Raw genomic sequence first — 21,053 nt, 5'->3', positions numbered from 1 at the left:
CACGAAAGTATTGCTGTTAAAGGAGCAAAATATGACATCTGCAGGTTTCTTCAATTTTATCGTCCGTTGGCGCTGGCCAGTCATCGCCCTAACCCTGGTGAGTTTCCTGGCGCTGGGGAGTCAAGCGCCCAAGCTGCGCAAAGACACCAGTGCGGATGCGTTCATCAACCCGGAAGACCCCGCATTGATTAACCGCGACGAGGTCGAAGCGCTGTTTAATATCGCGGCCCCGATACTCGTGACCGTGGTCAATCGCAGTGATACGGGCATCTACAATCCGGGCAGTCTGGGGCTGGTGCAGTGGATCAGCAACAACATTCAGACAATGGACAATATAGACCCCGACCAAATTACCTCCTTGGCCACTGAAGCCAATATTGTTGGTACCTTTGATGGCCTGGAAGTGGAAGACTTCTTTGAGGAGTCGCCCGACAGCGCTGAACGTATTCAATGGATCAAGTCTGCCATTGAAGATTTCCCTCTGTACCAGGGAACACTGGTTGCACGAAACGGGCAGGCCACAGTCGTCGTTGCAGAGCTCATAGACGAGAACAAAGCGGCACAAACTTACCAGTCTGTCGTACAGCTATTACAGGACGCGCCCCTTGGAAATGGCGACGTCATTCATGTCTCCGGAGAGGGTGCCGTCGCGGGCTATCTTTCGGCCTATATTGACAACGACGCGAAAAAGCTCAATCCGCTAGCGGCAGTCATCATCACAATAATTCTAATTATCGCGTTCCGAACAGTTCGCGGCGCGCTTATCCCAAACCTCATTGTGATACTAACAGCCGGTGGCACCATAGGGGCAATGGCAGCGGCAGGAGTCGCCTTCTACGCTATTACCAACGGTCTGATTGTCTGCATGATTGGTATTGCAGTTGCCGACTCGGTGCACATTTTCAGTCAATACTACGAAGAAATCGCGCTAGATCCTGATGCCGATGCAATCACTATCACCACTCGCGCCATGGGTAATATGTGGCAGCCGGTTACGCTCACCACATTCACCACAATTGCAGGTTTTATGGCTCTCGCCGCAACGACCACGATGCCACCTATTTACTATTTCGGAGTATTTGGCGCGCTTTCGGTGTTCCTGGCCTGGGCCTATAGCATGACTACTTTACCTGCGCTCCTGTCCTTTCTAAAACCAAAGCCAAGTGGCGCTTTTAAAGCATCTGCGAACAAAGCGGTGAGACCTACTTTAAGCGCCAGGATGCTTCATGCCGTTGGCAAGTCGGTTTTAAGCAATCCAAAATTCACCGTGCTCTTTGGCTTCGCAGTAGCAGTGGCCGCTGTTATCGGGGCTACATTTGTTGAGCCAAATGAAGAACGTATTGCAAACTTCAAGACCACTGAAGCGATCTACATAGCAGACCAGGAGGTCAATCAACTAATGGACGGCACCTACTATCTGGACGTGCTGGTCGAAACCGGAAAAGTTGAAGGAATCTACAATCCCCTGGTACTGCGCAAGATCGAGGAAACCCAGCGCTACCTCGAGAGCATCGATGGGATTAAGGGTAGCACCTCTGTCGTTGATTTCATTAAGCAAATGAACAAAGCGGTAAATGAAAATGACGAACAGACCTATGAGATTCCCGACGACGAACTGCTGATAGCTCAACTGTTTTTCTTGTATACGGCATCGGGTGATCCGACTGCTTTCGAAGACAAGATTGACGGCGAACGTCGCCAGGCGCTGATCCGGGCCACCCTGACGCAAAACAAATATTCCGACAACAAACTGGTAGTAGAAGATATCCAGGGCTGGATCGACGAGAACTTTGCAGGCAGCGGAGCAACTGCAACAGTCACAGGCGATATACCGGTTAGCTATCATTGGATCGCGCCAATCATGCAGAACAACCTAATGAGCGTAATCTTGTGCTCGCTTGCAGTTGTAGTGATGGCGAGCATTCTATTTGGTTCTGTCGCAGCTGGGCTTCTGGTCTTTATCCCAGTGGGTCTATCCATCCTGCTGATCTACGCCGTAATGGGTGTCACAGGAATATGGTTGAGCGTATCGACTTCGATGTTCGCATCTATCGCGATCGGACTCGGTGTGGACTTCGCCGTGCATACAACCCATACCATGAGACATCTGTTAAAAGAAAAACAAGAAACGTGGACCGAGAGCCTAACCCGTTTGTATGCCAAAAGTGGTAGAGCGCAATTCTTTAACTTTGTGGCCATTGCTTTAGGCTTTGGCGCACTAGTCACCTCTGATGTGCCGCCACTGCTCAAGTTTGGCTTTCTCGTTGCAATAGCAGTCAGTGCAGCGTTTATCGCTTCTCTGCTCTTGCTACCACCGCTTGCTCTAGTTCTTAAACCCAAATTTCTAGGAGAACATCGACATGAAGATTAAATATTGGTTGCCATTCCTAACCCTTGCCTTAACGACGAGTACGCCAGGTGTCAGCGCTCAAGAGAGCGAGATGAGCGCGCTGGATATAATTGGTCAAGTCAACGCACGCGAAGATGGTGAGCACGTGACACGCTCGTTGACCATTGAGTTAACTGACCGGCGCGGGATAAAGCGCGTTGAGAAGACCCAAGGATATCGGAAATACTTTGGTGAAGAAAAGCGCACAGTGCTTTTCTATACGGAACCTAGCAATGTGCGAGGAACGGGTTTTCTAACATTCGATTACGCAGATTCTGAACAAGATGATGACCAGTGGCTGTATCTTCCTGCGTTACGAAAAATTAGAAGAATTTCCAGCTCCAACAGAGGTGACTACTTTCTGGGCACAGACCTCACCTATGAGGAGATAAAGAAAGAAAATAAGATAGAGACGGAAGACTATGTATTCCGATTGTTGGGGGAGTCGACCTACGAAGGACACAAAGTCTTCGATGTCGAGGCAACACCAGTCGATGGTGATGTCGCGAAGGAGCTTGGCTATAGTAAAGTCTTGCTTCATGTGGATCCAAGTATATGGATGTCCAGAAAGTCGGAGTTCTGGGACCTGAATGGCAATAGGCTCAAGACGGTCGCCAATAGTTCCATTGTGCAGATCGGCGGAATTTGGACTACCCTGGAAATATCTGTAGAGAATCACAAGACTGAGCACAAGACATTGTTATTGTTCTCCGATGTCGATTACACAACCCCTATCGATGACGCTGTGTTCACTCAGGCTAGACTGCGACGAGGCTTACGATGAGGTATAGTGCCGTCGCATTTCTGCTAGTAGCCAATGTGTCGTTCGCAGAGATAGATATACGTGGCATTTTTGATACGCAAGCGTCCTATGTTGTCGATAATACCGAAAACTACTCTAGTCGTTTGCAGAACTTCGATAACCGGCTGGGGGTAGAGATCGAAAGTAGTTTTGATAATGGCTTTCGATTCTATTCCGAGACTGTGCTTCGATATGAGTCCACGGATAATCTTGAGCCATATCGACCAACGCAAGACTCTAGCGACAAATTAAATAGGCGCTGGCTTATCGACAGCAAAACAGAATTGGAGTTGCGCGAGTTTTATGTCGATGGCTATATAGAAGACGTGTTTATTCGTCTGGGGAAGCAGCAAGTGGTATGGGGTCAGGCCGACGGACTTCAGGTGCTGGATGTTGTCAATCCGCTGCGCTATCGCGAGTTCATCTCTGATGATCTTGAGGACAGACGCATCCCGCTATGGACCGCCAATGTAGAGTTTCCCGTGCGAGACTGGACAATGCAGCTACTGTGGATACCCGATCAAACCTATCATGCGTATCCCGAAGCAGGAGCGTCATATCAGGTTCGCTCGACGAAACTGACGCCACTGCTCACCGGCAATCAACAAGTCTTGTTTGAACGGCAGGAAAAACCTGACCGGTTTTGGCAAGACTCTGACTATGGCATGCGCCTGACAGGTTTCGTAAGTGGCTGGGATGTGGGTCTTGGTTACTTGAATCAAATCAATAACGGCCGCGCGGTTGCACAATTTACCGGGGATGATGTTTTGCATATTCGTACGGGCTACGTTCGTACCCATTTATTGGGCGCGACTGTCGCAAAGGCTTTTGGCAGTGTGACGGTCCGTAGCGAATTGGGATATCTAAGCGATACGGTGCCGTTGGGAGTCCCATCTACGTCACCAGCGACTTTAGAGCAAAGTGCAACGCGAGAATTCAAAGGCGTCATAGGACTGGATTATAACGGCATCTCGGACACCTTACTCAGTGCGCAGTGGTTCTTGAGTCATATCGCGGGTGAGAGCCATGCCTATGTCAGAGACAAGCAAGAGCAACAGGTTTCCTTTTTAGTAAAACGCGATTTTTACAACCAGACATTCTCTCTGGAAGGTTTGTTAGTGCATTCGCTGAACGATGCAGACGGTTACTGGAATATATCTGCAAATTACAGGTATCGTTCAAATATAACGCTGATCTCGCAAATCGACCGCTACTATGGCGCCCGGGAAGGCGTATTTGGACAGTTCAGGGACCAGAGCCGAGTCAGCATTGGTTTGTCCTATGCTTTCCAATAGGGGCTGCGCTCACCCGAAGACACTGCGCACTGGCAAACGCAATGTCTTCGGGTGAGATTTCGTTTCCTCACCCGCCCAGCTTGAGGAAATTCAGGAATTCACGCCGGGTTTTCGGGCCATACGTCTTGAAGTGCGGCTGCGGATTGTTCATATACGCCAGCTTGCGTTGACTGACGCTGTCGCCGGCGAGAAAACCCTGAATTTCTGCCGCGGAGATGTTGTACGGCACTGCCGCATTCAGGCCAAACACCTTGCGGCGCAGCTCGGGTGTGATTTCCGGATAGTCGAAGCGCTCCTGGAATTCCTGCGAAATCTGGAAGGTACGAAAAGCCTGGATCTGGTCCTGCGGCGAGCCATACCAGATCGAATCCGTGCCCCACAGCACATTGTCCTGGCCGACGTATTTGAACAGTTTGCCCAGCGAATGCGCGGCATTGTCCGGATCGCGCATCAACAATCGCCAGGTGCTGCCCAGTTCGGCGTAAACATTACTGTTGGGCGCAACATCATTGTCGATCAGTGACTGAATCAGGGTATCAATACCCATGCGGTTTTCGCCCGGGGCAAATGCCTGTTCGGTAATGGAGTTGTCGTAACCGGAGTGGTAAATCAGGAAGTTCATGTCCGGGTACATCTTTGCCACTACCCCGACATCATCACAGCGGCTGTGCTGCAGCGATACCGGACCAAAGGGCAGGCCTTTGTGGATACAGATATTGCGCACCCCCAGCGAACGGGCACGTTCTATCATGGCCAGGCCGGGATCATCACTTAACCAGTATCCCACGCCACCGGGACCAAACTGGGTATAGGTCTTAAAGGCACAGATGTCCCAGCGCTCCGCCAGCTCATCCATCGCTTCCAGATCGCCGTCCTGATTGGGGTTAACACGACCATGGATCATCAGCCGTTTGCTGCCATCAAGCTGCGCGACAATGTTCCGCGTTTCGTTGGCGTCCTCAATGGTGACCGGCTCGCGTTCCTGCGTCGACGGCACAAAACTGAGCACCATGATGGAGGTATCACTGTCCAGAAACACATCCTTGATAAATTCGTCGGCGCTCAGACAATTGAGATAGGCACGATCGCCCGGCATGTCCGCCAGCTCGCAGCTGGCCTTCTCCATACCGGAATAGGGCCGGGATGATTCCGGCACCAGATTCAGCCACGCGCCATTGGGGTTCACATAGTGCCCCTGCACATCAAAAATGAACTCTTTGCCATCCACCTCGGCCTGCGCCAGCTGCATGTCGACCGCAGCCTCATCATTGATCTGATAAAATCCGCCGCGCTTGCCTACGGCTGCGTTGGCCGCATTAAAGGCCAGCAGTGTGCTGGCGGCGCCACAACTGGACACCAGGAATTTGCGGCGATCCCAGCCCCGTTTTTTGGCGTTAGCGGTGGCGTTGGCATGCGCCAGCGCGTTGGCCTTGATGTTGACCGGTGACAGCGGCATGGGGGCGTATTCGCCGTTGGAAGTGGTGTCGATCTTGATGGGCAGACGGGTTCCGTCTTTATCGATTTCGTGGCTCATGGTGCGGCAACCTCATAAATTTGAATTATTGGAGGGTCGATCGCTGAAAAGTCACCTTCGACTGTAGCAAGAATCCTGATCGCTTAACATCAATACCCGACGCCAGCCGGGATCGCCTGGTCGCATAACCGGGCATAAAAAAACCCGCCGGACCTTGTCGGTGCGACGGGTTTTTCAGATCCCGACCAGGTCAGGATCGCAACGGCATTGCTATCAGTCTGGCAGAGCCAGTGCTGTCAGCGTACCGCCGGTTTGCAGCATCACGTACTGCTTGCCTTCGTGCTGGTAGTTCATCATGCCGTAACGGCTGACTTCCGGCACGGCAACCTTGCCAAGCTGCTCACCAGTGGCCTTGTCTACCGCATACAGCGCGGGCGAGCCGTCGCTGGAAGTGCTGGCGTACATCAGCATGGTGTCAGTCACCGTCATCGGTGCCACAGTGCCACTGCCGGTGTTGCCGACATCAATACCTTCCAGGGCAGGATGGTTCTTGATGCGGTCAGGCGTTTCACCAACAGGAATCCACCACTTGTGATCACCGGTATTCAGGTCGATCGCAGTGATACGGCTGAAGGGCGGCTTGAACAGTGGCAGACCCTGTGGGCCACGAACCAGCGCTGAACGCAGTGGCGCGTAAGCCGTGAAGGTTGTACCTGTAGGCAGCTCGAGCATGGCATCACGCTCTTGCGCCGGTGCCATGATACGGTTGGTGCAGCCCTTGCGTGAGGTCACGAACAGTGTGCCTGTCGTTGGGTCACCGGCGGCAGGACCGTCGATGTTGACACCACCGATGTCACCCGGACACCACAGTGCGGCCTGCTTGCCCATCTCATTGTCGCGATGCAATGGTGGCTGGAACAAAGGACCGGTCTCGAACGAGGAGATCGCATCGATCGCCTGTGCACGCAGTTCCGGTGTGAAGTCGATCAGATCATCTTCAGTCAGACCCTGCATGTCATAGGGCGCCGGTTTGGTCGGGAACGGCTGCGTCGGGGACAGTACTTCGCCCGGGATCAGGCCTGCCGGTACCGCTCGCTCTTCGATCGGCCAGATTGGCTCGCCGGTTTCACGGTTGAATACGTAGGTAAACGCCTGCTTGCTGACCTGAGCAACCACCGGGATAGTCTGACCGTTCTGCTGGATGTCCAGCAGCACCGGTGCCGTCGGAGTATCGTAGTTCCAGATATCCTTGTGGACCAGCTGGAAGTGCCACGCTCGCTCACCCGTGGATGCATTCAGCGCGATCAGGCTGGTGCCGTACAGGTTGTCGCCCTGCAGGTGACCACGATAGAAGTCGATGGAGGCGGCATTGGTCGGAATATAAACCATGTCCAACTCAGGATCGGCTGCTACCGGTGCCCAGGAAGAGATCTCGCCGGTGTAAGCACGTGGATCTTCGATCTGGTTGCCATCGCCGTCCTGCCAGGTATCCCAGCCGAATTCGCCTTTGTCCGGAATGATGTTGAAGGTCCACTTGTGCTCGCCGGTGGCGCTGTCAAAACCAAGGATGTCACCCGGGATGTTCTCAAAACGGGTCTGGTTGTAACCCTGCTCGGCAGAGTTCGGCACAACGACGGTGCCATTGACCACGATGGGCGGTGATGATGCGGTGATGTAACCTTCTTCCAGCGGAATACCGTAGTACGGGTCGAACTCGTAACCATTGGCTTCTGCCAGGATCTTCTGCAGATCCACAACACCGGTTTCCGGGAAACCTTCAACGCCGATCTCGTGACCAAAGCCTTCCAGCGGCGCGCCAGTCTTGGCGTCCAGGGCGGTCAGGAAAAAGCCGGGGCTGATGATGTAAATCACGCCCTTGCCGTCGACTTCACCGTAGCCTACGCCTTTACCGTAGTCTTTACGCATGGAGTATTCGTGACGGAAGGTGTGCGGCTCGCGGTATGACCAGATGGTCTCGCCGGTGACCGGATCCAGGGCGACGACATGGCGTCGGTCGCCGGCAACCGTGTACAGGACACCGTCGATGTAACTCGGCGTTGACCGGCCACTGCTGGCACCGAAGCTGGCGCCGTCCCAGACCCAGGCAGTTTCGAGGGATTCAAAGTTGTCAGCGTTGATCTGTGACGCCGGCAAATAACGGGTATGCGCATAGTCTGAGCCCAGGGTCAGCCACTCGATGGACTCTCCCTGCGCGGAAGGCTCTGCCTGGGCAGAAAGCAGCGCGGGAGCACCCATCGCTACACCAGCCACCAGGGATATCAGGCCGGTCAGCGCGGGCTTTTTGGCAAAGCCGCCTGCCAGTAATTTACTTTTCATATTCACGTGCACTCTCCTCATCAAGCCAAAAACGATATTCGGGCTTTTGTGGTTTTCTTGTTGTCAGCATTCGCCAGGACGTAACCCCACCCACACCGGCTTTGCAGCTCCGCAGCCCCCCTTCTACTGGCATACCGAACCGCTGGTTTACTGAGACTCTCACTCAGAGGGAAGGACTTCCGAGGATACCGCAACACCTGCGCCAAGTCCATATGGGCGCCTGTCATGGATTTAACACGCCCTTTTTGCTATTTTACACACTCGACCTGCCGCTCATTTACCGGATTGACTCTATGACCGCCGATACACCCTCTGATGTTCACCTGAAGCTCCGCAACCTGACCGAAGCTGACTACCCGCAACTGGCCCGGCTAATGGAAGCGGTGTACCCGGATCTGGGCGGTGCCTGGCCGGAAGCGTCCATTCGCCGATTAATCAGGGACTTTCCCGAAGGGCAAATCGCCATTGAAGACTATGGCAACCTGGTAGCGGCAGCGCTGACCATCTGCTGCGATTACGACCGCTTCAGCCGTCAGCACACTTATGAAGACCTGATTGGACGGCGCGAACAGATCAAGCACAACCCCGACGGTGATGCCATGTACGGCATGGACCTGTTCGTTGACCCCGAATACCGCGATCTGCGCCTGGGCCGACGTCTGTACGATGCCCGCAAAGACATGTGCCGCGACCTGAACCTGCGCGCGATTCTGGCCGGCGGTCGTATCACCAGCTATCACAAGTTCGCCGACGAAATGACGCCGATGCAGTACATCGCTGCGGTGGATCGTAAAGACGCCCATGACCCCATTCTCAGCTTCCAGCTCGCCAATGATTTTGAGGTCAAGCGCCTGCTCAAGGACTACAACCCGCAGGACGAAAAATCCCAGGGTTATGCCACCCTGCTGGAATGGAACAACATCCTGTACGAACCGGAAACCAGCGACCTGAGTAAGCGTCGCAAGGCCGTGGTGCGTATCGGTATCCTGCAGTGGCAAATGCGTCTGACCAGCTCCTTTGATGCCTGGCTGTCGCAGGTGGAGTATTTCGTCGACACCATGGCCGACTACCAGGCTGACTTTGTACTATTCCCCGAATTCTTCAATGCCCCGTTGATGGGCCTGGGAGACCAGACCAACCAGTTCGAAGCGATCCGCTTCCTCTCCACTTTTGCCACCCGCTCCATTGAGGCACTGTCGGAGTTTGCGATCACTTACAACATCAATATCATTGCCGGCAGTATTCCGGTGATGGAGGGCGACAAGCTGCTGAACAAAGCCTATCTGTGTCGCCGCGACGGCACTGTCGACTCGCAGGCCAAACTGCATATCACGCCGCACGAGCGTCGCGACTGGGTTATCGATGGCGGCGACAGCCTGCAGGTATTCGACACCGACGCGGGGCGCATCGGCATCCTGATCTGTTACGACGTGGAGTTTCCGGAACTGTCGCGCATGCTTGCCAAGGGCGGCATGGACATTCTGTTTGTGCCGTTCTGGACCGACACCAAAAACGGTTTCCTGCGGGTGCAGCGCTGTGCACAGGCGCGGGCCATCGAAAACGAGTGTTATGTCGCCATCGGTGGCAGCGTCGGCAACCTGCCACAGGTGCACAACGTTGACATACAGTACGCGCAGTCAGCGGTGTATTCGCCGTCAGACTTTGCCTTCCCGCACGATGCCATCATGGCAGAGAGTACGCCCAACACCGAGATGGCCCTGGTGGCCGATCTGGACCTGGACAAACTGGTGCAGGTGCGTCACGAAGGCTCGGTGACCAACGCCAAGGATCAGCGTCACGACCTGTATGAAGTTCGCTGGATCGGTCCGGAAAAAACCGAGGCAGACCCGACCGAACAGGCCCGTCAGATAACAGACGATATCGGTTCCGAGAACCAGGGCTGAGCAATCAGTCTGCAGCGGGCGCCATAGGTAACAGGCGGGCTTCTATCGACAAGGAGTAGTTGCCCGTGGTGCCCGGATCGTAGGTGTTTACATACACCGAATACAGGTCGTATTCCGCCGCGAACACCAGTTGTGAATCCAGCCCTTCGTCTTCAAAGTCGTCATTCTCGAACTGAATCAGCACCTCGTCACAGTTGCCCACGCCGACCAGCAGAAAGCTGTCGAAATCAGCGGAGCGCAAGGTGACGGTGTACTCCATGCCGGGCTGTGGTCGTAACTGAAAGCAATCGGCGTGGGTACCATCGCTCATCTGTGGATGAAAATCTGCCAACTCCCCGGCGTGCTCGGTGCCGGGCGACAGGTCAATGCCGCTGTACCTCAGTGCCGGTGAGGCCTCTTGTGTCGGTGAGGCCTCCTGTCCTGGTGAAGCCTCTTGTGTCGGTGAAGCCTCCTGTCCGGGTGAAGCCTCTTGCGCCAGGGCCGGCATCGCTGCCATGGACAGCGGCAATGCCAATATCAGCGCCAGTCGTCCAGCTTCGAATGTTTTCATGGTTTTCCCCATAACAGCGCTCTGCCTTATACCTGCAACAGCGGTTGAACCTTGCTCAGTGCTGCGTTCACCCGCTCGCTCAGTTGCCAGGGCGGATTAAGAATTATCATGCCGGAGCCGTGCATGCCGAACGCATCCGACTGCGGCGCCACCGTCAACTCAATACTGATGCTGTCAGCCGCATTGCCCAGCTTCTGTTTCACCAGACCACTGAGATCGCGCGACTGCCCCAACATCGGGTACCACAGCGCAATGATACCTGTCGGCCAACGCCGATGCACTGCCTGCACCGTTTTGATCGCCTGCTGATAGTCGGCCTTGTTCTCGTAGGCCGGATCCATCAGCATCAGGCCACGGCGCGGCGTCGGTGGCGTCAGTGCCACGGCCCCCTCAAAACCATCACGGTGATGAATGCTGATACGCGGGTCGCGCCTGAAGTTGTCGCGCAGATGCTCAATTTCAGTACTGTGCAACTCCATCAGTACCAGGTGGTCGTCATCGCGCAGTTGCGACTGCATGATGGCCGGCGATCCGGGATAGTTGCCAATGGTAGCGCCGGTGTCCACCGGATTCACATCAGCCACCAGCGTCAGATAGTCACCCAGCAGATCGGCATCCTGCAAACGGCTGCGTTGCTGCCACAAGCGCATGAATCCCATTGCGGCTTCGCCGGTTTTGCGCGCGGGCTCACTGCCCAGGTTATAGAAACCATTACCACTGTGGCTGTCGATGCCCACAAAGGGTTTGTCCTTGTTGCGTAGCTGCTGCAGTATCGCCAGCAGCGTGAGATGTTTCAGTACGTCAGCATGATTGCCGGCGTGATAGGCGTGGCGATAACTCAGCATGCGATCCGTCCGGTGAATCGCACTGGGTATGTCGGGATTATCATAGTGAACCTTGCGCGCAAAAGCGCTGAAATAGGGAGCAACAGTTTACTGCATATTGGTGCGCTGTTTGTCCTGACGATACATCAGGTAGCCGGCCACCGATACTGCCACCACGACAACGGCTATGATGATGGTTGCCAGCGCGTTAATCTGCGGGCTGACGCCCAGCCTGACACTGGAATAGACCACCATGGGCAAGGTGGTGGCACCGGGCCCGGAGACAAAGCTGGCGACCACCAGATCGTCCATCGACAGCGTAAAGGCGAGCAGCCAGCCCGCCACCAGCGATGGCGCAATGACCGGCAGGGTGATAGTGAAGAACACCTTCAGCGGACGCGCACCCAGATCCATGGCAGCTTCTTCCAGCGACGCATCCATGTATGCCAGCCGGCTTTGCACCACCACGGTGACATACGCCATGCAAAAGGTGACATGCGCCATGATGATGGTGCCCTGTCCCCGGCTCGCAGGCCAGCCAATCAGATCGGCCATCGACATGAATAACAACAATAATGACAGCCCCAGAATGATCTCCGGCATTACCAGCGGCGCGGCCACCATGATGCCCATGGAACGGGCACCCCACTGCCGGCGGAAGCGCACCAGTGTCATCGCCGCCAGCGTCCCCAGCACCACCGCAATTGTCGCTGCCACGGCGGCCACCTTGATACTGAGCCAGGCGGCTGACAACAGCTGCTCATTCTGCATCAGTTCACCGTACCAGCGCGTGCTGAAACCGGCCCACACCGTCACCAGGCGGCTTTCATTAAACGAGTACACAATCAGGCTGAGAATCGGCGCGTACAGGAACACGTAACCAAACGCCAGCGCTGTCCACAGCCAGGGGAAACCGGCGCGCCTGTGTTGTTTGATTGCGCTCATGCGGCCTCCTCCCCGTTCGCTTCCGCGCGCGATTCGTAATGCCGTAGCAGCAGGAACGGAATGATCAGCACCACCAGCAGCACGGCGGCCAGCGCCGAGGCCACCGGCCAGTCCCGGTTATTAAAAAACTCGGTCCACATCAGCTTGCCCAGCATCAGCGAGTCGGGCCCACCCAGCAGATCCGGAATCACAAACTCACCCATGACCGGAATGAATACCAGCATGGCGCCGGCAATGACACCCGGTACTGACTGCGGCCAGGTGATGGTCAGAAACTGTTTGGCCGGGCGCGCTCCCAGATCTGCGGCCGCTTCCAGCAATACCGGATCCAGTCGCGACAAGGTGGCATAAAGCGGCAGAATCATGAATGGCAGGTAGGCGTAAGTGACACCGATATAGACCGCCAGCGATGTATGCATGATTTCCAGCGGTTGCTCAATCACACCCAGCCAGAGCAGAAAATTATTGAGAATGCCGTTGGTGTTAAGGATGCCCATCCAGGCATAGATACGAATCAGAAACGAGGTCCAGAACGGCAGGATCACCAGCATCAACAGCGGCATGCGCAGATGTGTGGGTGCTCGCGCAATGGCATACGCCATCGGGTAACCAATTAGCAGACACAGCAGCGTTGAAATTGCGGCAACCTGGAGCGAGCCAAACAAGGCACTGACATACAGGCTGTCATCCCAGAGCAGGCCATAATTGCCAAAATTGACCACGATGCTGACCAGTCCGTCGGCGGTTTCGCGAATCCAGTTCAGATAAGGCGGCTGCGCCAACGCAGGCTCGGACAGACTGATTTTGAGAATAAACAGAAACGGCAGGCAGAAAAATATCACCAGCCACAGCCAGGGAATCCCGGTCACCAGCCAGCGACCCACGGTCAGCCGGCGCCAGCGCGCGCGCAAGCCTGCCAGGGCACCGGCACCGCCGCCATACCCGGTCACTGCGCGAGTAACCCGCATCGGTCGGCGTGCCAGCCCAGGGCAATGGTTTGGCCCCAGGTCAACGGCAACTCGGCCAACGCCTGCACATTGGGCTGGGTATATTTCACGCGTTTGCCCGAGGCCAGCTCAACATGGTAAATCGACTCGTCACCCAGGTAGGCAATCTCGCGTATCACACCCTGCATCTGATTGGGCAGATCATCGCCGGCCTGTACCATGCGGATTTTTTCCGGGCGCACGGCAACGGTTATCGGCATGCCCACCGTCATCGGCTGACTGTGGCGAACGCACAGTTGACCGCCGGCCTCCTCGCTGTCCACCAGCACCTGGTCACCGCTCTGGCTGGTAACAACACCATCAAACAGGTTCACATTGCCAATGAAGTTAGCCGCGTAGCGGCTCTGCGGAAACTCGTACATGCGTTGCGGAGAGTCCACCTGCTCGATACGCCCTTCACGCATCAGCGCAATTCGCGACGACATGGTCATGGCCTCTTCCTGATCATGCGTCACCACAATAAAGGTGATGCCCAGACGCTCCTGCAAATTGACCAGTTCAAACTGGGTCTGTTCGCGCAACTTGCGGTCCAGTGCACCCAGCGGTTCATCCAGCAACAGGATTTTGGGAAGCTTGGCCAGCGCCCGCGCCAATGCCACACGTTGACGCTGGCCGCCGGACAGCTGATGCGGCTTACGGTGACCCAGTTTTTCAATCTGCACCAGCGACAGCATTTCGCGCACGCGCTCATCGCGCCCGGGCCTGGCCATGCGCTCCTGCTTCAGGCCATAGGCAATGTTGTCTGCCACCGTCATATGCGGAAACAGCGCATAACTCTGGAACATCATATTGACCTGACGTTCGTAGGGCGGCAGATCAGTGACGTCCTTGCCGTCGATAAAAATGCGGCCTTCGGTCGGCGTTTCGAAACCGGCCAGCATTCTGAGCAGCGTGGTCTTGCCGCAGCCGGACGAACCCAGCAGGGAGAAAAACCCTTTCTCCTCAATATCCAGACTGATATTGTCCACGGCATACGTGCTGCCAAAAACCTTGCTCAGGTTCCGGATTCTGACCAGCGGTTCCTGCTCAGCATTGGCAACAACGTTATTCATCCACCCGCCTCCAATCTGGCCTGCAAAGTTGGTCTTACCTCAGCGTCCGGTTTTCACCCGGGTCCACAACCGGTTCATGCTGCGAATCTGTGAATCACTCGGCGTTTGCAGCACGATGAAGCGCTCCTGCGTCGCCGCCGGTGGATAGATGCCCGGGTCGTTGCGCACGACGTCATCCACCAGCGACACCGAGGCACTGTTGGCATTGGCATACGCCACATAGTTGCTCACCCCGGCAATAACCTCGGGTTCCATAATATAGTTCAGGAAGGCGTGGGCGTTGGCAACATTGGGGGCATCAACCGGAATGGCAAACACGTCGGTCCACACCACAGCACCTTCCGCAGGCGCGGCATAAGCGATGTTGACGCCGTTGTCAGCCTCATTGGCGCGGTCGCGCGCCTGCAGCACGTCACCCGAATAACCATGGGCCACACACAGATCGCCATTGGCGAGGTCACTGATATAGGACGAGCTGTGGAAGTAACGAATGTACGGCCGCGCTGCTGCCACCACGTCAGCAGCTTCCTGGGCGGCGGCACTGCTGTAGTCATCGGTGGGCAGGCCACGGTAGGCACGGGCCGCAACAAACACTTCGGTGGCGTCATCCATCAGCGACACGCCGCACGCCGACAGACGCGACACAATTTCCGGATCAAACACCAGGCGCCAGGTATCCAGCGGCATATCATCGCCCAGGATCTCTTTCACTTTGTCGACGTTGTAGCCGATGCCGGTGGTACCCCACATGTAAGGCAGCAGATACTGATTGCCCGGATCGATATCGGCCAGCGACTGCAGAATCACCGGGTCCAGATTACCGTAGTTGTCCAGCAGGCTTTTGTCCAACGGCTGATACAAGCCGGCGCGGACGTGGCGGTCAGCAAACGGACGCGCCGTGGGCACGACCAGATCGTAACCGCTGCGTCCTGCCAGCATACGGGTTTCCAGCACTTCGTTGGAATCGTAGACATCGTAGGAAACGCTGATACCAGTCCGGCTCTGGAAATTGCTGATGGTGTCGTCGGCAATATAGTCCGACCAGTTGTAAACATTGACACTGCCCTGAGCGGCCGCATTAAGGGCGCTGCCGGCGAAAACCAGACCAGTGGCTCGGACAGTGAACCAGGCTATGACACGAGCAAGACCACAAGCAACTTTTTTCATCAGGGAACTCCTCCGCGGAGACTGCGATAAAGAGGGGAAACCAGCCGTTCCGGGGGCCACTATTCGACCTGCAATAGTGCCCGCCATAAAACGCGCATAATAGAGTAATCTGGCAAAAAGAAAAGTATTTTCTACGCTTTTGAAATCACCGGAAAAGCCTTGCACCATAAGGGTTCGCAGGCAGTTTCGACGCATAGTCAGCAGCCCCGGCGGGCATTCCAACGCAATTCGTATTATCATGGCGCCCCAAACTTCCGGACAGACCTTCAGCCCATGTCAGACAGTACGTTTTCTTTCTTCGCCAGCTGCGCCAAAAGCCTCGAACCTCTGTTGGCAGAGGAGCTGCGGCAATGCGGTGCCACTGACATTCGCGAAACCGTTGCCGGCGTCAATTTCAGCGGTTGCCTGCTGGAAGCCTATCGGGCCGTGATGTTTTCCCGGATTGCCAACCGTATCATCCTGATCCTGCACCAACAGGTGGTGCCCGATGCGGATGCGCTGTACGCCGCTGCCGACAGTATCGACTGGACGCAGCACATGAGCAACACCGACAGCTTCGCCATCAGCGCCGCCGGTACCACGCACAACCTGAACCACACCCAGTTCATCGCCCAGCGCATCAAGGATGCCGTTGTTGACCAGTTCCGCAACAGCGGCCAGAACCGGCCTGATGTATCAAAACAGGACCCGGACCTGCGCATCCATGCCGTGATCAAGAAAGGCCGCGTCATCCTCGGCATTGACCTGGTGGACGGCAGTCTGCACCGGCGCGGTTATCGCCAGGAACAGGGCGAAGCGCCAATGAAGGAAACCCTGGCCGCCGCCCTGTTGATGCGCGCCAACTGGCCAACCCTGATGCAACAGGACAATGCCAGCATCTTTGACCCCATGTGTGGCGCCGGCACACTGTTGATTGAAGCGGTGCTGATGGCGCTGGACATCGCCCCCGGACTGTTACGCGAAAGCCAGTTATCCGCCTGGCCGCACCATGACCAGGCCGCAGCCGCAACGGTGCGCGAGGAAGCCGAGCTTCGCAAACAGCGCGCAGCGCACTGGACCGGACAGGCACTGGGCAGCGATCAGGATCTGCGCGCACTGGGCATGGCCCGGCGTAACGCCGAACGCGCCGGAATCTGGGATCATATCGAATTCACCTCGGCATCCTTGCATGAGGTCAAGCTCGGCCAACCGCCGACGCTGCTGATCACCAACCCGCCGTACGCCGAACGCCTGGGAGACGATGCCGAAGTCATGGCCCTGTACCAGGAGCTGGGCGATGTCATTCGCCGCGAGGCCATGGGCGCAGACGTTGCGGTGTTCACCGCACGTCCGGAATGGGGCAAACTGATCGGCATTCACAGCCATAAACAATACGCTCTGTTTAATGGTGCGCTGCCGGCAAAATTATTGCTGTTCCGGGTGGATGACTCATCGGTTTACCAGACCCGCAAAACCGCTGTGGACGATAGCCAGCTGGTCACCGAAGACGCGCTCGACAACGGCGGACAGATGCTCGCCAACCGCCTGCGCAAGAACCTGAAGAATATCGGCCGCTGGGCGCGGCAGCAGGGCCATGATTGCTACCGGCTGTATGATGCCGACATGCCCGAGTACGCCTTTGCCATCGACGTCTATACCGACGTCGATGGCCAGCGTCACATTCACATGCAGGAATATAAAGCCCCCGCATCGGTCACCGAGATTGATGCCGAACAACGACGTCGCCAGAGCGTGCTGGCGGTGCAGGTTGTAATGCAGCTGCCGGCAAAATTCGTCAGCATCAAGGTGCGCGAACGCCAGCGCGGCAAACAGCAATACCAGCCGACTCGCGAACAGGGTCAGGACATTGTGGTGCAGGAAGGCGACGCCAGACTGATCGTCAATCTGGAACGTTACCTGGACACCGGACTATTTCTGGATCATCGCCCGATGCGTCGTTACGTGCATCAACATGCTGAGGGCAAGGATGTATTGAACCTGTTTTGCTACACCGGCTCGGTCAGCGTACAGGCCGCACTGGGCGGCGCCCGCCGCACGGTCAGTGTCGACCTGTCCAACACTTACCTGAGCTGGGCCAGGCGCAATCTGGAACTGAACCAGTTGAACCTGCGCGCCCATGAGCTGGTGGAAATGGATTGCCTGCGCTACCTGCAAAAATGCAAACAGGACTTTGATCTGATCTTCCTGGATCCACCCACGTTCTCCAATTCCAAGAGCACGGACAACGTGCTGGACATTCAGCGCGACCACGGTGAGTTGATTGAGTTGTGCATGCAACGCCTGCGTCCGCAGGGAACGTTGATATTCTCCACCAATATGCGCAAATTCAAACTGGATGAGACGCTGGCGGAGCGATTTACCATCGAAGCTTTTTCTGCCGCCAGCATCGACAGGGATTTCGCACGCAACACCCGCATTCATCAGGTCTGGTTGTTGCGCGCTCTAGCAGGCTATTGATGAAACCTATTCTTTGGGGTGTGAAGCGCCTTTACTGTCTGACGGCCTGGACCCCATCGGATCCATATGCGGCACTTTGCCTGCTGCCGACTCAGCCAGCGTGTAACCCAGGTAATCGGCGTGCAGCGAGCGCAACAACGAATAGGCCATGAACACCAGTAGCACACAGAACGGGAAGCCGAGCGTGGTGATGACGTTCTGCAGCGCCGGCAGGCCCCCACCCAGCAACAGCGTTGCTGCGATCAGGCCCAGCAACAGGGTCCAGAAAATACGCTGCCAGGTCAGACTCGGCTGCTTGTCACTGCGCGACAGCACATCCACCACCAGTGCCGCCGAGTCAGCCGACGTGGTCAGGAACACCACAATAACCACCAGACTCAGTACCGATATCAGCGTCGACGCCGGGAAGTAGCTGAGGAAGTCGAACAATGCCACCGACACATCTGCCTGCACCTGCGTGGTCAGATCCACACCCTGATTCAGCTCCAGATCCATGGCCGCCAACCCGAACACCGAGAACCACACCACGGTGAACAGCAAGGGTGCGCCCAGAGCACCACCGACAAACTGGCGAATGGTACGACCTTTGGAGATGCGTGCTATAAAAATGCCCACATACGGCGCCCAGGAAATCGTCCATGCCCAGTAAAACACCGTCCAGCTCTGCTGCCAGCTGGTACCCTGATAGGCTTCGGTCCAGAATGACATCCACGGCAGGTTCTGCATGTAGTTACCAAAATTCTGCACAATGCCGGAGGTGATAAACAGCGTCGGGCCGGCCAGCCAGACAAACAGCATCACGATCAGTGCCAGCACGATATTGAATTCCGACAGGCGCTTGATGCCGCGGTCCAGCCCCAGCGCCACAGACACAGTGGCCACCGCCGTGATCACCACCACAATGAGCAGCTGTGACAGCTGACTGATGGGCACACCCAGCACGGCATTGAGCCCACTGTTCAATTGCAGTGTCCCCAGCCCGACCGAGACCGCCACACCAAACAGGGTGCCCAGCAAGGCGATCACATCAATAGCCCACCCCAGCGGGCCAAATATTTTGTCGCCCACAACCGGATAAAAGATACTGCTGATTCGCATCGGCAGACCCTGACGATAGGTAAAGTAGGCGATCGCCAACGCCGGCAGGGTGAAGATGGTCCAGGTGTGCAAACCAAAATGATACAGCGCGATATTCATCGCATTTTTTGCCGCATCAACAGTACCGGCCTCTACCCCCTCAATAGGCGGATTGGCAAAATGCGACAGGGGCTCGGCCACGCCCCAGAACATCAGGATGGTACCGATACCCGCTGCAAACAGCATGGCAAACCAGGTGACGGTGGGATACTCCGGCCCCTCATCATCGGGGCCGAGCCTGACATGACCGTAACGACTCAGCGCCAGCCAGACCAGAAAGATAAGCAGACCACTGACGCTGAGCACATAGAACCAGCCAAAGTACTGAAATGTAAATGTGCCCACGGCGCCAAAAAACGCCGCGAACTCACTGTTGAAAGGGATAGCAAGGCAGACAAACAGTATCGCTATGCCTGCTGCACTGAAGAATATCTGGGGAATGGCATTCAGACCCAAAAATCCGGCTAATCGATCAAACATCATCGTTCTCCGTTTTTGTTTTTCTGCTACCAGTTGCGCTCTTAAGCGAGCGCAGCCAACAAGGATTTATCGTAAGTTTTCAGGGACGAAACATCACCCTGTTGCACCTGCTTGAGCCAGTCCGGATTAGCGATCAATGCCCGACCCACAGCAACCAGGTCAAACTCGTCCGCTTCCATGCGTTGCAGCAGCTCACCGATATCGGCGCTACCCGCTTCCCCACCCATAAAGGTAGTAATGAATTCCTCGTTCAAACTGACACTGCCCACAGTAATCGTCGGCTTGTTCAGCAGCTTGCGAGTCCAGCCCGCCAGATTCAGGGTTGAGCCCTCAAACTCCGGCTCCCAGAATCGACGCTGACTGCAATGGAATATATCAACGCCGGCATCAGAAATAGGCGCCAGAACTTCCATCAGCTCCTCAGGCGTGGTCGCCAGGCGTGCATCATAATCCTGCTGTTTCCACTGTGAAAAGCGGAAAATGATGGGGAAGTCCTCACCCACTTCGGCACGAATTGCCTGCACAATTTCTACGGCAAACTGACTACGCTTGGCACGCGAGCCGCCGTATTTGTCATCACGCGTGTTCAGACCTTCCCACAGGAAGTCATCAATCATGTAGCCATGCGCGCCGTGAATCTCCAGCGCATCGAAGCCGAGGGTTTTGGCATTACGACCAGCATCACCAAAGGCTTTCACGATATCGTCGATTTCCGCTGTGCTCAGCGGCTCGCCCACTTTTTTGCCAGGCAGGGCAAAGCCTGATGGCGTGGCACTGGGATAATCCGGGAACGGCCCGGATCCTGGTTTGCGGGCACAACCGACATGCCACAACTGCGGCGCAATCTTGCCACCGGCGGCGTGGACAGCTTTGACCACTTCGGCCCATCCAGCCAGCGCCTCATCGGTATGGAAGTTCGGGATAGAGGCATCGAATGACGCAGCTTTATGGCCCACCGTTGTGCCTTCGGTGATGATCAGGCCAACGTCACCTTCAGCGCGACGGCGGTAGTAATCAACAACATTGGCCCCTGGCACGCCGTTCGGCGAAAACTGGCGCGTCATCGGCGCCATCAGCAGTCGATTCTTCAGGCTCAGTTTTGGTGTTGTAAAAGGTCGCAATAAAGCATCTATCGACATGTCTTGTTACCCGTACTCAGATAGTAAAAATGGAAATTCAGCCATAAAAAAAGGCTGCTCCGCTCAGGAAGCAGCCTTCTTGTTTCGGTCTGCT

At 55.9% G+C, this 21,053-nt stretch carries 15 protein-coding genes; 5 read left to right on the top strand and 10 right to left on the bottom strand.

Annotated elements, in window-relative coordinates:
• Positions 1 to 31 precede the first annotated feature (31 nt).
• The 3 genes from ENH71_RS00555 to ENH71_RS00545 are packed head-to-tail and all read left to right on the top strand — an operon-like array spanning position 32 to position 4,486.
• Positions 32 to 2,371, top strand: coding sequence for an efflux RND transporter permease subunit (locus tag ENH71_RS00555; RefSeq protein ID WP_294132908.1), 2,340 nt, complete (start codon positions 32 to 34; stop codon positions 2,369 to 2,371).
• Complete coding sequence (locus ENH71_RS00550) at positions 2,361 to 3,173, top strand: outer membrane lipoprotein-sorting protein (RefSeq protein ID WP_294132913.1); 813 nt, start codon at positions 2,361 to 2,363, stop codon at positions 3,171 to 3,173. Before ENH71_RS00555 ends, ENH71_RS00550 begins: the two co-directional genes overlap by 11 nt.
• A gap of 35 nt (positions 3,174 to 3,208) precedes the next feature.
• A complete protein-coding gene (locus tag ENH71_RS00545; protein WP_294132916.1) occupies positions 3,209 to 4,486 on the top strand; it encodes a DUF1302 family protein in 1,278 nt (425 codons plus the stop codon).
• Positions 4,487 to 4,553: 67 nt separating this feature from the next.
• Here ENH71_RS00545 and ENH71_RS00540 read toward each other — a convergent pair whose 3' ends face one another.
• Positions 4,554 to 6,020, bottom strand: coding sequence for an amidohydrolase family protein (locus tag ENH71_RS00540; RefSeq protein ID WP_294132919.1), 1,467 nt, complete (start codon positions 6,018 to 6,020; stop codon positions 4,554 to 4,556).
• A gap of 213 nt (positions 6,021 to 6,233) precedes the next feature.
• Positions 6,234 to 8,297, bottom strand: a complete 2,064-nt coding sequence (locus ENH71_RS00535) for a PQQ-binding-like beta-propeller repeat protein (protein WP_294132921.1) — start codon at positions 8,295 to 8,297, stop codon at positions 6,234 to 6,236.
• Between the two features lie 293 nt (positions 8,298 to 8,590).
• Between ENH71_RS00535 and ENH71_RS00530 the strand changes: the two genes are divergently transcribed.
• Positions 8,591 to 10,201 (top strand): carbon-nitrogen hydrolase family protein, encoded by a 1,611-nt coding sequence (locus ENH71_RS00530; RefSeq protein ID WP_294132923.1) that lies wholly within the window; start codon positions 8,591 to 8,593, stop codon positions 10,199 to 10,201.
• A gap of 4 nt (positions 10,202 to 10,205) precedes the next feature.
• Here ENH71_RS00530 and ENH71_RS00525 read toward each other — a convergent pair whose 3' ends face one another.
• From ENH71_RS00525 to ENH71_RS00500, 6 genes are all read right to left on the bottom strand, one after another.
• Positions 10,206 to 10,751, bottom strand: coding sequence for a hypothetical protein (locus tag ENH71_RS00525; RefSeq protein WP_294132926.1), 546 nt, complete (start codon positions 10,749 to 10,751; stop codon positions 10,206 to 10,208).
• A 26-nt stretch (positions 10,752 to 10,777) separates the two neighbouring features.
• The gene (locus ENH71_RS00520; protein WP_294132927.1) at positions 10,778 to 11,596 is read right to left on the bottom strand and encodes a 23S rRNA (adenine(2030)-N(6))-methyltransferase RlmJ; all 819 of its coding nucleotides are present in this window, start codon (positions 11,594 to 11,596) and stop codon (positions 10,778 to 10,780) included.
• A gap of 87 nt (positions 11,597 to 11,683) precedes the next feature.
• Positions 11,684 to 12,520, bottom strand: coding sequence for an ABC transporter permease subunit (locus ENH71_RS00515; protein ID WP_294132929.1), 837 nt, complete (start codon positions 12,518 to 12,520; stop codon positions 11,684 to 11,686).
• Positions 12,517 to 13,488, bottom strand: coding sequence for an ABC transporter permease subunit (locus ENH71_RS00510; protein WP_294132931.1), 972 nt, complete (start codon positions 13,486 to 13,488; stop codon positions 12,517 to 12,519). The genes ENH71_RS00515 and ENH71_RS00510 overlap by 4 nt, the downstream gene beginning before the upstream one ends.
• Positions 13,467 to 14,579, bottom strand: a complete 1,113-nt coding sequence (locus tag ENH71_RS00505; RefSeq protein WP_294132933.1) for an ABC transporter ATP-binding protein — start codon at positions 14,577 to 14,579, stop codon at positions 13,467 to 13,469. The genes ENH71_RS00510 and ENH71_RS00505 overlap by 22 nt, the downstream gene beginning before the upstream one ends.
• A 39-nt stretch (positions 14,580 to 14,618) precedes the next feature.
• Positions 14,619 to 15,746, bottom strand: a complete 1,128-nt coding sequence (locus ENH71_RS00500) for an extracellular solute-binding protein (RefSeq protein ID WP_294132935.1) — start codon at positions 15,744 to 15,746, stop codon at positions 14,619 to 14,621.
• Between the two features lie 273 nt (positions 15,747 to 16,019).
• Here ENH71_RS00500 and rlmKL point away from each other — a divergent pair, with 273 nt between their 5' ends.
• Positions 16,020 to 18,203: a bifunctional 23S rRNA (guanine(2069)-N(7))-methyltransferase RlmK/23S rRNA (guanine(2445)-N(2))-methyltransferase RlmL gene (rlmKL, locus tag ENH71_RS00495; protein WP_294132938.1), complete on the top strand. Its 2,184-nt coding sequence runs from the start codon at positions 16,020 to 16,022 to the stop codon at positions 18,201 to 18,203.
• A gap of 6 nt (positions 18,204 to 18,209) precedes the next feature.
• On the opposite strand, the gene ENH71_RS00490 is transcribed toward rlmKL, so the two are convergent.
• Together ENH71_RS00490 and ENH71_RS00485 are read right to left on the bottom strand one after the other, a co-directional pair.
• The gene (locus ENH71_RS00490) at positions 18,210 to 19,820 is read right to left on the bottom strand and encodes a BCCT family transporter (protein ID WP_294132941.1); all 1,611 of its coding nucleotides are present in this window, start codon (positions 19,818 to 19,820) and stop codon (positions 18,210 to 18,212) included.
• A 41-nt stretch (positions 19,821 to 19,861) separates the two neighbouring features.
• Positions 19,862 to 20,959 (bottom strand): NADH:flavin oxidoreductase, encoded by a 1,098-nt coding sequence (locus ENH71_RS00485; RefSeq protein WP_294132944.1) that lies wholly within the window; start codon positions 20,957 to 20,959, stop codon positions 19,862 to 19,864.
• Positions 20,960 to 21,053: the final 94 nt, after the last annotated feature.

The organism is Pseudohongiella sp., assembly GCF_011050365.1.
Taxonomy (GTDB): Bacteria; Pseudomonadota; Gammaproteobacteria; order Pseudomonadales; family Pseudohongiellaceae; genus Pseudohongiella.
This window is presented reverse-complemented; position numbering and strand designations above follow the sequence as displayed.

Excerpts from the sequence above, each read along its gene's own strand:
- ENH71_RS00555 (WP_294132908.1), top strand. The coding sequence starts at position 32 with ATGACATCTGCAGGTTTCTTCAATTTTATCGTCCGTTGGCGCTGGCCA.
- ENH71_RS00550 (WP_294132913.1), top strand. The coding sequence starts at position 2,361 with ATGAAGATTAAATATTGGTTGCCATTCCTAACCCTTGCCTTAACGACG.
- ENH71_RS00540 (WP_294132919.1), bottom strand. The coding sequence starts at position 6,020 with ATGAGCCACGAAATCGATAAAGACGGAACCCGTCTGCCCATCAAGATC.
- ENH71_RS00535 (WP_294132921.1), bottom strand. The coding sequence starts at position 8,297 with ATGAAAAGTAAATTACTGGCAGGCGGCTTTGCCAAAAAGCCCGCGCTG.
- ENH71_RS00530 (WP_294132923.1), top strand. The coding sequence starts at position 8,591 with ATGACCGCCGATACACCCTCTGATGTTCACCTGAAGCTCCGCAACCTG.
- ENH71_RS00525 (WP_294132926.1), bottom strand. The coding sequence starts at position 10,751 with ATGAAAACATTCGAAGCTGGACGACTGGCGCTGATATTGGCATTGCCG.
- ENH71_RS00520 (WP_294132927.1), bottom strand. The coding sequence starts at position 11,596 with ATGCTGAGTTATCGCCACGCCTATCACGCCGGCAATCATGCTGACGTA.
- ENH71_RS00515 (WP_294132929.1), bottom strand. The coding sequence starts at position 12,520 with ATGAGCGCAATCAAACAACACAGGCGCGCCGGTTTCCCCTGGCTGTGG.
- ENH71_RS00510 (WP_294132931.1), bottom strand. The coding sequence starts at position 13,488 with ATGCGGGTTACTCGCGCAGTGACCGGGTATGGCGGCGGTGCCGGTGCC.
- ENH71_RS00505 (WP_294132933.1), bottom strand. The coding sequence starts at position 14,579 with ATGAATAACGTTGTTGCCAATGCTGAGCAGGAACCGCTGGTCAGAATC.
- ENH71_RS00500 (WP_294132935.1), bottom strand. The coding sequence starts at position 15,746 with ATGAAAAAAGTTGCTTGTGGTCTTGCTCGTGTCATAGCCTGGTTCACT.
- rlmKL (WP_294132938.1), top strand. The coding sequence starts at position 16,020 with ATGTCAGACAGTACGTTTTCTTTCTTCGCCAGCTGCGCCAAAAGCCTC.
- ENH71_RS00490 (WP_294132941.1), bottom strand. The coding sequence starts at position 19,820 with ATGTTTGATCGATTAGCCGGATTTTTGGGTCTGAATGCCATTCCCCAG.
- ENH71_RS00485 (WP_294132944.1), bottom strand. The coding sequence starts at position 20,959 with ATGTCGATAGATGCTTTATTGCGACCTTTTACAACACCAAAACTGAGC.